This is a genomic window from Bradyrhizobium sp. SZCCHNPS1003 (assembly GCF_032381555.1).
GTDB lineage: Bacteria > Pseudomonadota > Alphaproteobacteria > Rhizobiales > Xanthobacteraceae > Bradyrhizobium.
This window is the reverse complement of the sequence record NZ_JAUHIU010000004.1, coordinates 190937-202955: the sequence shown is the minus strand read 5'-3', so window position 1 is coordinate 202955 and position 12019 is coordinate 190937. Positions and strand designations below refer to the sequence as shown.

Genomic DNA, 12019 nt, shown 5'->3' with positions numbered 1-12019 from the left:
TGAGTCGCACACATCGGACGGCCCCTTGGAAACCGCGCTCTACCTTCCCGTCAAACGCTTCCTCGAAAACCTCGGCTTCTCGGTCAAAGGGGAAGTCGGCGGCTGTGACGTGGTGGCGCTCAAGGGCGACGACCCGCCGGTGGTGGTCGTCTGCGAGCTGAAGCAGGTCTTCAACTTGGAACTGCTGCTGCAGGCGGTCGACCGGGCCGGTGCCTGCGACGAGGTCTGGATCGCGGCGAAGCTGTCGGCACGCGGCAAGGGCCGCGAGAGCGACGCGCGCTATCGCAATCTGTGCCGCCGGCTCGGCTTCGGCATGCTGACCGTGACCTCAGCCGGAGACATCGAAGTGCTGGTGCAGCCGCCCACCACCGCGCCGCGCAAGAATCCCAAGAAGCGTTCGCGTCTTGTGATCGAGCATCAGCGGCGCAAGGGCGACCCCGTCGCGGGCGGCTCGACCCGCGCACCCATCATGACGGCCTATCGGCAGCAGGCGCTGGCCTGCGCTTCGGCGCTGTCGGACGGGCCGAGACGCGTCCGCGACCTCCGCGCGGACATTCCGGATGCGCCGAAGATCTTGCAGCGTAACGTCTATGGCTGGTTCGACCGCGCCGAGCGCGGCGTCTATGTCCTCACGAAAGCCGGGCTCGCGGCCTTGCGCCGCTGGCCCCAGGATATCCACATGACGCAGGCAGCGTTGCCCGATCGCGACATGGTGAACGCATAGCTGGGCTGCCTCGCGGAATATATATTGCAATGCAACAATCCTGCTTCTAGGTATCCGGGACGATTCACGAGGCCCCCATGAGCGAAGATTGGAACACCAAGTACGGTCCGCGTCGCGTCAGGCGTGATCCCCCGACTCTGGAGGAGGCGATCTTCGCTGCGTCAGGGATCACCGACGATGTGCAGGCTCAGGCCGAGATCGCGTCGGCGCTGATGGGTCTGCCGCTCGAGCAGGTGCTCCCCGAGGTCAAGAAGGCAGTCCGCGTTGCCGCGCGCACCAACACGCGCGTCATCACGGCCGATCAGGGCACGCAGCAGCGTGCCGTCGTGGTCGAGCGCCGTACCGTGCGCCGCTTCAATTTCGACAAACGCACCGGCACCTGAACGCCGCCCTCCGGGGCGCATCGGCCAATGCAATCAAACGAAAGGCGCGGCAGCGGTGATCGCTGTCGCGCCTTTGTCGTCGCAGCAACGGCTCGGCTCAGGCGGCGCGCTTGTCGCCGTACATCCGGGTCACGAGCTTCCAGCAGGCGCGATTGAGGGTAAAGAACGCCCGCGCTGCCGCGATGGGTGCTTCGATCACGAGCTTCGCCAGCTCATCCTGGGGCTGCTCGGTCAGATCGATCGTGCCGGTCGATTCGCCGTGACGGAACGCCAGATGCGCACCGAACTTGGCTGCCAGCGCCCGCATCGCATGGTTCTGCGATCCGGTCGTCACGCGAAGCTTGCGATAGCCCTTCCACCGCGCCTCCGAGATCACGCGCTGGAACAGCAGGCTGCCGACCCCACGGCGACGCACGCAAGCCTCCACGCTGAACGCAATCTCCGGAAGCCCATCCTCGGACTGCTCCGGCGGATGCAACTCGGCGGCGCCGCGCACCAGGCCGTTTTCCATGTAGGCGACGACGATCGTGCCGTCGGCCGCACAGCGGGCCGCGTAGCGTTCGATGAAACTGTCATCGAGGAAGCCGTTGAATCGATCGTGCCGGCTTTCCGCATCGAGCCGCAACAGATGATCGCGCAGCAACGGCAGTTCCTCGTGCTGGCTGAGCGTCCGCACATAGCCGAAGCCCGGCCGGGGACGAAAAGTATCTACCTGTGACACTGCCTGAGACTCCTCTCGAGAGCCCTCGCACAGACGTCTTTCCCTAGACAGGAGCTATATTGTGCATCGCAACATTCATTGCAAGCCCCATGCTCTACGGAGAGAACATGCGGCCATGCAAGGATCGCGTGAGTTAACGATTCGTTTGTGTACGAATCATCACAGCACGAGCTGAGTCTGGGTCACGATCGCGACCAGACGCCCGTCCTCGGTTTCCACCCGGGTCTGCCATACCTGGGTGCGGCGGCCGCGATGCACGGGCGTGGCGGTTGCCGTCACCACAGTCCCCTCCTTGGCGCCGCCGATGAAGTTGGTCTTGCTCTCGATCGTGGTGGTGCCCTTGGCATCCTGCGGCAGGTTGATCACGGTCGCGGCCGCGCCGACCGAATCCGCCAGCGCCATGACGGCGCCGCCATGGATGGTGTGATGCAGGGTGCAGAGATCCGGCCGCACCTGCATCTGCGCCACGACGCGATCGGCGCTGGCCTCGGTGAAGGTGACGCCCTTCAAGTCCGCGAACGGCATCTTCATCGCATTGATCTTGTCGAGTGGCGTCATGCCTTCCCTCCCCCGTTTGATCGGACGACCCGTCTTCGCGGGTCAGCGCCGCATCTGGATGCGCCGGGCTTCGAACCCGAAGCAATGACCTGAAAGGTCATTGCTTCAGTCCGATCGTAGCGCCGCTCAGGCCTTCTCGACCCCGCACCACTCCACGATGAACAACGCCATGGTCTTGGTGACCTGGCGCAGCGAGTCGATCTCGACATATTCGTTGAAGCCGTGCATCGCGGCGCCGGTCGCGCCGAAGCAGAGGCTGGGGATGTTGTAGTTGAGCCCGTAGAAGCGGGTATCCGTCAGCGCCGTGAAGACGAGATCCTGGACCTCGCCGCCGTAGACGGCGGTGAATGCCTTGCCGAACGCCGCCTCCGGCTCGGCGGAATTGGTCAATTCGTAGCCTTCGGACAGGAAGCCCGACCACTCGACGACCGGCGGATTGTTGGAGAGAAAGCGATGATCGCGCGAAGCCGCGGCGACGCAGGCGAGGATCTCGTTCTGGCAGTCCTTGACCGACCAGCCCGGCAGGATGGCGATGCGGCAATCGACGTCGCACCAAGCCGGCACGCTCGAGGCCCAGTCGCCGCCTTTGATGATGCCCGGATTGAAGTTGATCGGATGATTGAGCGTCTTGAAATGACGGTCGCTCTTGGCGCGCTCGTTCCAGTCCGCCTCGAGCTTCTCCAACGCATGGATCAGATGATAGCTCGCCTGGATCGCATTGGCGCCGACGCCGGCCTCGAACACATGCGCCGGGAAGCCGCGCACCTTCAGGCGGAACCAGATCACGCCCACCTGAGAACGCACCATCTTGCCGCTGGTCGGCTCCGGGATGAAGCAGGCATCCGCGCGGTAGCCGCGCTGCAGGGTCGACAGCGCGCCGACGCCGGTGCTCTCCTCCTCGATAACGGATTGGATGTGAATGCGCGCCGTCGGCTTGAAGCCGGCAGCCTTGATGGCATCGAGCGCATAGAGCGCGCCGATGGTGCCGGACTTCATGTCGCAGGCGCCGCGGCCATACATCCGGCCGTCGCGGATCACCGGCGAGAACGGCGGCGTCTCCCACATGTCGAGCGGACCGGCCGGCACCACGTCGCAATGCCCCTGCAGGATCAGCGATCGCCCGGCCGACGTCGCCGGCCGGTAGGTTCCGACCACGCTGCGCGCCTTCGAGAAATCGTGCTCGATCGGGCCGTAGCCGCGCATCTCCTTGAGATCGTCCAGATCGATGTGCCAGTCGTCGACCTCGTAGCCGCGCGAGCGCAGGAGATCGCTGAACATGTCCTGGCACGGCCCTTCGGCGCCGCGGGTCGAGGGGATGGCGACGAAGTCGCTCGTGGTCGCAAGCTGCCGGTCGAAGTCGGCATCGACGGCGTCGACGATGCGCTGCGTAATGTCCTGGGTGATCATGCCTGTCGAGGTTCCAATTGCCGATGACTGCAGCAAATCACAATCTCATGCAGAGTTGCACCGGATTCGCCGCTGCTTTCAGAATCGCAAGGCCGCCCGTACATTCGCGCATACGAAAATGACTGCAACATACTTTGGAATTTGGCATGTCGGATCACCGCAATATCCTTTATTTCCTCCTCGGCATTCTCAGCGCGGCGATCATCGTGCTCGGCTACAATTTCTATCAGGCCAAGAAGCAGCCGGAGGGTGTCCAGATCAATATCGGGCCAAACGGCCTGAAGATCGAAGGAAAGTGATGCGTTCTCAAATCTCCTCGTTCGCGAATGTCGCAGCGCGCCCTCTCGGCGTCCTCGGTGTCCTGCTTTTGGTTGCCGCACCCGCGCAGGCGCAATATGTCGGGCGCGAGCAGGACGTCACCGATCTCCGGCTTGGCCAGCGCGTGCTGGTCGATGACGGCACCTGCCCCGCCGGCCAGGTGAAGGAGGTCTCCGGCTCCAAGATGGCCGAAACCGGTATTGTCCGCACCACGAAATGCGTGCCGCGCTTCGGGCCGAAGAAGAAGTAGCTGATCTCGTTTGATGCGGCTCACGCCGCCGACCTCCGGCGCGTGACCTTCCGCACAGTCCCGTAGCCGCGCATCGACGATGCTCCTGCCCGTGGACAAGCGGGGACGCAGCATGTCGATGTCAGCGGTGCAGGATCACGGTTTCTTCGAACCGGCCGACCGGCCGCAGCCGGTCAAGGCCGATTTCAGCCGCTACGCCCTGCTCGGCTATCTGTCGATTGCGCTGGTGTTCGGCGGCTTCGGCGTATGGGCCGCCTACGCCCCCCTCGATCGCGCGGCGATCGCACCGGGCACCGTGTCCGTCTCCGGCGATCACAAGGTGGTTCAGCACCGTGAGGGCGGAATCATCAGGGAGATCCTGGCCAAGGAGACTCACGCCGTGCATCGCGGCGACCTGCTGTTCCGGCTGCAGCCGACCGAGGCACAGGCCAACACGGATCTCCTGCGCAAGCAGATGGATGCCGCACTCGCCGAGGAAGCGCGCCTGCTCGCCGAGCGCGGCAATGCGCGGATGATCACGTTTCCCGACGCGCTGCTCAACCGCCAGAACGTGCCGGAGGCGGCGCTTGCCATCGCCGACCAGCAGCGGCTGTTCGTCGAGCGCCGCAATGGCCTGATCAGCCAGATCAACATCCTCAACTCGCAGATCGCCCAGCAGCAGCAGGAGCTCGCCGGCCGCGACCGCCAGCGCGCCGCACTCTCCGCGCAGCTCGCGAGCTTCGAGACGCAGATGAACAATGTGCGCCCGGCGGTCGCCGCAGGCTACTATCCGCGCAACAAGTTCCTCGAACTGGAACGCGAGCGCGCCCGCGTCGAAGGTGATCTCGGCCAGGCGCAGGCCGACGTGGCGCGGCTGACGCAGACGGCGGCGCAATCGCGCCTGCAGATCGATCAGGCGCTGCAGAAATATCTGACCGAGGTCGGCCAGCAGCTCGACGGCACCCGTGCCAAGCTGTCGGACCTGCGCGAGAAGCTCGTCATCGCCGAGGACGTGCTGCGCCGGGTCGACATCCGCGCCGAGCGCGACGGCATCGTCATGAACATGAAAGTCCAGACCGTGGGCGCCGTCGTGAAGCCAGGCGATACGCTCGCCGAGATCGTCCCGGTCGGCGAAGGCGTCGACGTGATGGCGCACGTCTCGCCGCGCGACATCGAGAGCGTCGCCATCGGCCAGAGGGCCGAGGTGCGCTTCTCCAATTTCTCCTCGCGCACGACGCCGACGATCTTCGGCAAGGTCTCGAGCGTCTCGGCGGATGCGATGTCGGACGAGGCGAACAAGCAGAGCTACTACTCGGCGCGGGTCGTGATCGACTATTCGACCATCCCGCCCGAGATCGCCGAGAAGATTCTGCCGGGCATGCAGGCCGACGTCATCATCTCCACGGGAGAGCGCACCGTGCTCGAATATCTGGTCGGGCCGCTGCTCAACACGCTCGCCAAGACGTTCCGTGAGAAATGAGCCGAGAGCACCTAGGCCGACGGCACCGGTGGCGCGCCCGCGACGACAGCAAGGTCGCGGGCACGCCGCACGCCGATGGCGTCCAGCTCGCTGCCCTGCTCCGGATCGGCAAGCCTCTCACGTATCGCTCCATCCAGACCAGCAAGGCCGGCAGCTGTCGCTACGCCCCCGGACATCGCGAGCTGCCAACCTCTGGTCTCCGCCAATTCAGCCAGACGCGCCGGCCACTCCGTCCCGAGCCCGAGCACAGCCACCTGCGATGTGCGTCCAAGGGTCAGTTGCCCGACGACGATGTCGCCAAGGTGAGCACCAATCGTCAACTCGACGGGCCGACCGATCTCCGCAGCGATCTTTTCGTTGACGCGGTCCATGACCACGTCCATGGCACCGATCGCCTGCAGCGCATCGCGGCAGCCTTGTTCTGCTCCCTGCTCCTCGCCGAAGACGGCGAGCACGCCATTGCCGAGGAAGCGATCGATGCGCCCGGAATGGGCTTCGATCGCCCTGCCAATGGCGCCGAAGATCTCGTTCATCATGAACCCGAGGTCGGATGGCAGCCGGTCGCGCGCAATGGCCGTAAGCGGACGGACGCGGACGTGGACCAGGCATACCGCACGGCGCTCGGCGGGAAGGTGGTCGACGAGGGGCGCCCTCTCCGCTTGATCGCCGCCGAGGAGACGCGTGATCGTCAGCGGCGCCGCCGGACGAATCTGGCAGGCCAGCCGCACATTCGCCGGAGCCGCCAAGTCGGCGAGCATGACGCGCTCCGCGTGGCCGGGCGGCGCCAGCGTCTCCGCACCTTCATCAACCCGGACGCTGCAAAGACCGCAGCGGGCACGGCCGCCGCAGTCGGACCGCTGCGAGAGCTCGTTGCTGCCGATGATCTCCAGCAGCGTCGGACCGACCGCGGCCCGCACCGTCGCGCCACCCGTGAAGGCAATGACGATCTTCGGCGCCGCGAGCGACGCGACGTAGCGGAACACGATGATCGTCACGCCTGCAACGAGCAGCGCGACGACTGCGATCTGCGCCGAAATTTGCAGCAAGGCGATCCACCTCCCGTCGAGTTCGCTCGGCCAATGGGTGACCTGGCGCATCTGCTCGGCCATGCCGGGATTGCCGAGCAACGCGGCGACGGCGCGCCCGGACACCACGAAACCCATCAGCGCCGCCATCGGCACCGCGACGGCGAGGACAAACAGCAGCGGCTGGACGAGGCGGTACCAGCTCCGGAATTTCAGCCAGTGATGCAGGCCGACGCAGCCGTGGATCCAGACCAGCAGCAGCAGCGCGGTCTGAATCCAGGCCGCCTTGGGCCACATCAACGCCAGCGCATAGAGGTAGCCATCCTGAACGCCAAACAGCGCATGAGCGATGTGGGTCTCGATGACGTGCGGCAGCAACAATAGCGGGATCGCAAATCCCGTGGCGATCTGAACAAACTCCCACGAGGACAGCCGCCACGTGCCGCGCTGAACCGTCTTGACGAAAGCAAGCACGGCATGCGCGAGCAATGCCGCCGCCAGCACGATCATCCCCGGCCACGATCGGGTGACGACCAGCCGCCATTCCTGCACCTCGTCCATCGCCTCGAGGCTGAACAGACCCACCGCATGGTTGAGAAAATGCGTCGCGGCGAACGCAAACAGGACGAGGCCCGACACGAGCCGGATGTTCTGGGACGTTACGGCAGGCATGAGGTCACTGTGATTCAGGCAAGCTGCGAAATCTGAGCACGGCTGATCCATCCGGTAGCGGCTGCAACCGGCCAACTCAAGCGCTGGCAGATCAGCCTCGAGCTATGTGAGGTCTATCACGGTCGACGACGGGCGCCCCAGGCGAAGTTCTCCAGCACCATCGCAAGGGGATCCGACATGACGAGCACCACCCGAAGCCCGCTGGGAACCGCGCTCCGCGCCTGCTTTCCCGCGCTCACCGCGACCTTCGTGCTCAGCCTCTTCATCAATGCGAGCATGCTCGCCTCGCCCCTCTATTCCATGCAGGTCTACGACCGCGTCCTCACCAGCCGCAATCTCGGCACGCTGGTCATGCTGACGCTCATCGTCGGTGTCTTCCTGGTGCTGTATGGCGTCCTCGAATTCGCCCGTTCCGGCGTTCTGGCCCGGGCCGGCGTGCAGTTCGAAGGCACGCTGCGCCACCCGCTGTTCGAGACGATGATGAAGGCGGAGCTGTCGCCGCGGCATCGCTTCGGCCAGCAGATCATCCGTGACGCCGAGACCATCCGCGACTGCATCTCCAGCGGCACCGCCGCCATCGCCTGCGATCTGCCGTGGACCCCGGTGTTCGTCGCGCTGTGCTTTCTGCAGCACGCTTATCTCGGCATCCTCTCGCTGCTCGGCGCGATCGTGCTGTTCTCGCTGGCGCTGCTCACCGAATTCTACACGCGCGCCAGCGTCGAGCGCACCAACGCGCTGGCCAACGAGGCCTCGCGTTTCGTCGCGGCGGCGCTGCGCAACGGCGAGGTCGTGCGCGGCCTCGGCATGGGCGACATCGTCATGGACCGCTGGAGTTGCCGTCAGTCAGCGATGGTCGAAGCCCACAGCACCCTCGTCGAGCGTGGCGCGGCGATGCATTCCGTCACCAAGTTCGCGCGCATGGCGGTGCAGACCTCGCTGCTGTGCATCGGCGCCTGGCTCGCGATCGAGCAGCAGATCTCGCCCGGCGCGATGATGGCGACGTCGATCATCATGGGCCGCGCGCTGGCCCCGGTCGAGCAGGTCGTCGGGCAGTGGAAGCGCATCATCGCATTCCGCTCCGCCTATCGCCGGCTGGAGGAGCTGTTCCAGGCCTTGCCGGTCACGGCTGCACCGACGGCGCTGCCGACGCCGCGCGGCGACATCGACGTCGAGAACGCCGTGGTGTGGCCGCCGGCGGCCGGCCGCCCCTCGGTCAAGGGCGTCAGCTTTTCGCTCAAGGCCGGCGAGAGTCTCGCGATCGTCGGCGCCTCCGCCAGCGGCAAGTCGAGTATGGCGCGCGCCATGGCCGGCGTCTGGCCGCTGCGCGAAGGTGTGATCCGCATCGACGGCGCCGCCTACAGCCAGTGGGACCCAAACCGGCTCGGCAAGCATATCGGCTACCTGCCACAGGACATCGAACTGTTCGCAGGCACCGTCGCCGACAACATCGCCCGGCTTGCGAAGGTGGATGAGGCCGCCGTCGTCGCTGCCGCCAAGGCCGCCGGCGCGCATGAGGTGATCCTGCGCCTGCCCAACGGCTACGACACTCCGATCGGCGAAGGCGGCGTGGCGTTGTCCGGCGGCATGCGCCAGCGCGTCGGCCTGGCCCGCGCGCTGTACGGCGATCCACGGCTCTTGATCCTCGACGAGCCGAACTCGAACCTCGACGAGGACGGCGAGCGGGCGTTGGCGCAGGCCATGGCCCAGGCGAAGGCCGCCGGCCGAACCGTGATCGTCGTCACGCACCGGCCGCAGCTTTTGGCGCATGTTGACCGCATCATGGTGATGGCCTTCGGCAAGACGCTGGCGTTCGGCCCGCGCGACGAGGTGATCGCCAAGATGCGCGGCCAGCGTGTCGTCGTCGCCCACGACCGGGCGACGGCCAGCGCCGCGGCCTGAACGGACCCCAATGCAGATCGCACACCGCAAGGAGCCAGCCATGATCAAGTTCACATCGCACGCACGGACACTCCAGCTGGCGCTCGCGACCGCCGTCCTGCTGCCGATGTCGGCTTCAGCGGAGACACCGATGACCGCGCGTCAGATGCTGGCCCACGCGCAAACCCAAGCTCTCAACGTCCCCGGCGACATCAAGCAGCCGGCGCCGGACAGCAGTGAAAGGATCGTCAGCGAGTCCGCCGCCTCGGGCGGTGCTTCCATCGCAGCCCCGCTTCCGGTAATCGAGCCGCCGACGCCGATCTCGGCGCCAGCATCGACGCTCACCGCATTGGCCGTGCCCGTCCCGGCACCTGAGGGGGCTTTGTTGCAATCGCGTACCAACTCGCTCACGACCGCCGCGCCCGTTGCTGAAGCTGCCAAGGCGTCGAATGCCGTGCTCGCAACTCCGCCCGTGGCGGCCACCACTGAAACACGCCCTGTGGCACCGACCGCGACGCCGCCCGCCACGACCGCAGCTTCACCGGCCATCGTCCCCGCAGTCGCTCCTGCTGCCGCGCCGACCCAGCCCGGTCTGACGGCCGCGGCGCCCACGCAGACGACGCGGACGAAAGCGGCGACCTTGCCATCCGCCGAAAAGACTGCACTTGCGCGGCATCAGCCGACGAGTGCCGATGCGTCAGCGGCCCGCCCTGCTCCCAAGCCGAGTGCGAGATCGTCGAGGCACAGCGACGACGACGCCATCAGCACGCGGATCTCGCGCATCATGCGCCGGCCGGAGGTGCAGTCATTGATGTCGCAGTATGGCCTGGACTGACAACCAGCACCGCCGGACGATGGACGCCGATCGACGTCAGGTCCGGCGGCTGATCAGTTGGCCGGATCGAACATGCACTGCAGGGCAGGCTTCGCGATCTTGGTGAACGTAGGACCGATCTCGGCCTGCTTCGGCGCGGGCACCCAATCGGTCTCGATGGTCGGCACGCCGGTCTCACTGATGCCGCGCAGCAGCGCCTCTCGCAAGTCGGCATCCTCCACCATCGCGGCCGCATGATCATGCAGGCAGGAGCAGACAGCTTCAGGATGCGCCCACCGGTCAAGCATATGAGGCGCACATTGCCGTACGAACTCGCTGCGCAGATCGGACAATCGGGTCGTTATCCGCGCCTCGACGGAGGACCAGAAGAGGCACGACAGCACGGCAAGCGCCGCAGCACCCAGTCGAAAACGCATGGTGGACCGCTGGTATTTGTTTTTCGTCATGTCATCCACGCGGGCCTGGACGACACGATTCGCATGTCGCTGACGCCAGCATCGGTTTCATATCCGCTTCACGTTTCAAGCGGCCTGCGGCACAGGCCCAAAATGGTTTCATGGCCCCGCCGCTTCGTTTCATCGCGACCGACCCGACGACACAAAATACAATCAAAACGAGAGTGATCTAAAACCCCAAGCAGAAGAATGTTTCACTTGCCTTGGGCGAGCCAGCGCCCTCCGGGGCAGCCGCCATTTCTGCCGATGGCGAGCTTCTTAACGACCTTACGTTAACTGTGGCCGGCAGGGAGAACCTCCCAGCTCACCACGGCAACCCAGCAGCGCGCGGCGCGTTGGGAGACGACGTTGCTCCCTCAGGGTCACCATGGACAAGCGCTCGCACACACCCAAACCGAAGGTATCACGCCGCAGCTCCCTGGCTGCGCCGATGGCGCAGCAGCGAACCGAGAGCTACGCCGGCTCGACGCCACAGAGCCTGGTGCGGCTGATCGGCTGCCACGATCCTGCCAAGCACAAATTGCCCGGCAAGGCTTTCGGCAGCCGATCGTCTCGTGGCAGGTCCCTTATTGAATGAAATCGCCGCACTTCTGGACGACGCCGTCGTCGGCTTTGCCCCAAGGCATGACCGGAACAGAGGAGGTCGAGTTCTTCGGCGATCCCTCGATCAGCTTGTCTGAGTAAACCATGTAGACGAGCACGTTGCGCTTGGCGTCGCAGCCGCGAACGATCTGCATCTTCTTGAAGAACAGCGACCGTCGCTGCCGGAACATGTCGTCGGCCTGTTCGAGCTTGCGTTTGAACCTGATCGGGCCGATCTGCCGGCATGCGAGCGAGATGTCGGAGACCTCCTCGGCCAGGCCCAGCCAACCGGCATAGCCGCCCTTCTGCGGCACCGTGAAGTGGCAGGCGACGCCCTCTACCTCTGGATCATCAACGCCATAGGTCGCGAGCTTGTCATTCGGGCTGAGCAGTTTGAACACGGTCGACCGACGGAAGATCAGATCCGGCTCGTCTGCGGCGTATGCTGAGATCACAGGCGAGGACAATCCGATAAGCAGTAGGCAAACGAGGGTTTTCAGCCACAGATCAAACCGTTTGGTGGCTCTGAACGACATGTCGGTCTCCGTTATACCGCCGATGCTCGGCATACCGCCCATGTAGGGACACAAATGCCTGCAAGGAAGGCGCTCCAGCCCCTGACCTTCCACTACCCGTTTAACGGGATGTGAGGCTTTTCTGCTACGATTGGAACGAAATCACGCAGGGCAGAAGCCCAAGCTGGTGAACGCAGACTCCGTCTGCGACACTAAAGACCAGATGGTTCTTGAGGA

13 protein-coding genes are annotated in these 12019 nt (G+C 65.2%); 7 read left to right on the top strand and 6 right to left on the bottom strand.

What is annotated here, in order from left to right:
- Positions 1 to 25 precede the first annotated feature (25 nt).
- Together QX126_RS08925 and QX126_RS08920 are read left to right on the top strand one after the other, a co-directional pair.
- On the top strand, positions 26 to 724 hold the full coding sequence (locus QX126_RS08925) for a DUF2161 domain-containing phosphodiesterase (protein WP_315741125.1): 699 nt from the start codon (positions 26 to 28) through the stop codon (positions 722 to 724).
- A 77-nt stretch (positions 725 to 801) separates the two neighbouring features.
- Complete coding sequence (locus QX126_RS08920; protein WP_172109527.1) at positions 802 to 1107, top strand: hypothetical protein; 306 nt, start codon at positions 802 to 804, stop codon at positions 1105 to 1107.
- A gap of 97 nt (positions 1108 to 1204) precedes the next feature.
- Here QX126_RS08920 and QX126_RS08915 read toward each other — a convergent pair whose 3' ends face one another.
- The 3 genes from QX126_RS08915 to QX126_RS08905 form a co-directional block, all read right to left on the bottom strand.
- Complete coding sequence (locus tag QX126_RS08915; RefSeq protein WP_409998061.1) at positions 1205 to 1861, bottom strand: N-acetyltransferase family protein; 657 nt, start codon at positions 1859 to 1861, stop codon at positions 1205 to 1207.
- 126 nt (positions 1862 to 1987) lie between these two features.
- Positions 1988 to 2386 carry a PaaI family thioesterase gene (locus tag QX126_RS08910; protein WP_315741123.1) on the bottom strand — a complete coding sequence of 133 codons (399 nt, stop codon included), beginning with the start codon at positions 2384 to 2386 and terminating at the stop codon, positions 1988 to 1990.
- Positions 2387 to 2512: 126 nt separating this feature from the next.
- The gene (locus QX126_RS08905) at positions 2513 to 3793 is read right to left on the bottom strand and encodes an ArgE/DapE family deacylase (protein ID WP_315780514.1); all 1281 of its coding nucleotides are present in this window, start codon (positions 3791 to 3793) and stop codon (positions 2513 to 2515) included.
- A gap of 146 nt (positions 3794 to 3939) precedes the next feature.
- Between QX126_RS08905 and QX126_RS08900 the strand changes: the two genes are divergently transcribed.
- The 3 genes from QX126_RS08900 (at position 3940) to QX126_RS08890 (ending at position 5820) form a co-directional block, all read left to right on the top strand.
- Positions 3940 to 4092 (top strand): hypothetical protein, encoded by a 153-nt coding sequence (locus QX126_RS08900; RefSeq protein WP_315712328.1) that lies wholly within the window; start codon positions 3940 to 3942, stop codon positions 4090 to 4092.
- Positions 4092 to 4361 (top strand): DUF6719 family protein, encoded by a 270-nt coding sequence (locus QX126_RS08895; RefSeq protein WP_315780512.1) that lies wholly within the window; start codon positions 4092 to 4094, stop codon positions 4359 to 4361. The genes QX126_RS08900 and QX126_RS08895 overlap by 1 nt, the downstream gene beginning before the upstream one ends.
- A 112-nt stretch (positions 4362 to 4473) precedes the next feature.
- Positions 4474 to 5820 (top strand): HlyD family type I secretion periplasmic adaptor subunit, encoded by a 1347-nt coding sequence (locus QX126_RS08890; protein WP_315780511.1) that lies wholly within the window; start codon positions 4474 to 4476, stop codon positions 5818 to 5820.
- 11 nt (positions 5821 to 5831) lie between these two features.
- Here the strand turns inward: QX126_RS08890 and QX126_RS08885 are convergent, their stop codons facing one another.
- Positions 5832 to 7592 carry an adenylate/guanylate cyclase domain-containing protein gene (locus QX126_RS08885; RefSeq protein WP_315780509.1) on the bottom strand — a complete coding sequence of 587 codons (1761 nt, stop codon included), beginning with the start codon at positions 7590 to 7592 and terminating at the stop codon, positions 5832 to 5834.
- 102 nt (positions 7593 to 7694) lie between these two features.
- On the opposite strand from QX126_RS08885, the gene QX126_RS08880 reads away from it, so the two are divergent.
- Both QX126_RS08880 and QX126_RS08875 read left to right on the top strand, forming a co-directional pair.
- Positions 7695 to 9416, top strand: coding sequence for a type I secretion system permease/ATPase (locus QX126_RS08880; protein ID WP_315780508.1), 1722 nt, complete (start codon positions 7695 to 7697; stop codon positions 9414 to 9416).
- A 40-nt stretch (positions 9417 to 9456) separates the two neighbouring features.
- Positions 9457 to 10230 (top strand): hypothetical protein, encoded by a 774-nt coding sequence (locus tag QX126_RS08875; protein WP_315780507.1) that lies wholly within the window; start codon positions 9457 to 9459, stop codon positions 10228 to 10230.
- 53 nt (positions 10231 to 10283) lie between these two features.
- Here the strand turns inward: QX126_RS08875 and QX126_RS08870 are convergent, their stop codons facing one another.
- Positions 10284 to 10676 carry a hypothetical protein gene (locus QX126_RS08870; RefSeq protein ID WP_409999089.1) on the bottom strand — a complete coding sequence of 131 codons (393 nt, stop codon included), beginning with the start codon at positions 10674 to 10676 and terminating at the stop codon, positions 10284 to 10286.
- Positions 10677 to 11251: 575 nt separating this feature from the next.
- The gene (locus tag QX126_RS08865) at positions 11252 to 11803 is read right to left on the bottom strand and encodes a CreA family protein (RefSeq protein WP_315780505.1); all 552 of its coding nucleotides are present in this window, start codon (positions 11801 to 11803) and stop codon (positions 11252 to 11254) included.
- Positions 11804 to 12019: the final 216 nt, after the last annotated feature.

Bases quoted from the DNA above. Each gene is read 5' to 3' on its own strand.
- QX126_RS08895 (WP_315780512.1), top strand. From the start codon at position 4,092: ATGCGTTCTCAAATCTCCTCGTTCGCGAATGTCGCAGCGCGCCCTCTC.
- QX126_RS08920 (WP_172109527.1), top strand. From the start codon at position 802: ATGAGCGAAGATTGGAACACCAAGTACGGTCCGCGTCGCGTCAGGCGT.
- QX126_RS08910 (WP_315741123.1), bottom strand. From the start codon at position 2,386: ATGACGCCACTCGACAAGATCAATGCGATGAAGATGCCGTTCGCGGAC.
- QX126_RS08865 (WP_315780505.1), bottom strand. From the start codon at position 11,803: ATGTCGTTCAGAGCCACCAAACGGTTTGATCTGTGGCTGAAAACCCTC.
- QX126_RS08875 (WP_315780507.1), top strand. From the start codon at position 9,457: ATGATCAAGTTCACATCGCACGCACGGACACTCCAGCTGGCGCTCGCG.
- QX126_RS08890 (WP_315780511.1), top strand. From the start codon at position 4,474: ATGTCGATGTCAGCGGTGCAGGATCACGGTTTCTTCGAACCGGCCGAC.
- QX126_RS08880 (WP_315780508.1), top strand. From the start codon at position 7,695: ATGACGAGCACCACCCGAAGCCCGCTGGGAACCGCGCTCCGCGCCTGC.
- QX126_RS08900 (WP_315712328.1), top strand. From the start codon at position 3,940: ATGTCGGATCACCGCAATATCCTTTATTTCCTCCTCGGCATTCTCAGC.
- QX126_RS08870 (WP_409999089.1), bottom strand. From the start codon at position 10,676: ATGACGAAAAACAAATACCAGCGGTCCACCATGCGTTTTCGACTGGGT.
- QX126_RS08905 (WP_315780514.1), bottom strand. From the start codon at position 3,793: ATGATCACCCAGGACATTACGCAGCGCATCGTCGACGCCGTCGATGCC.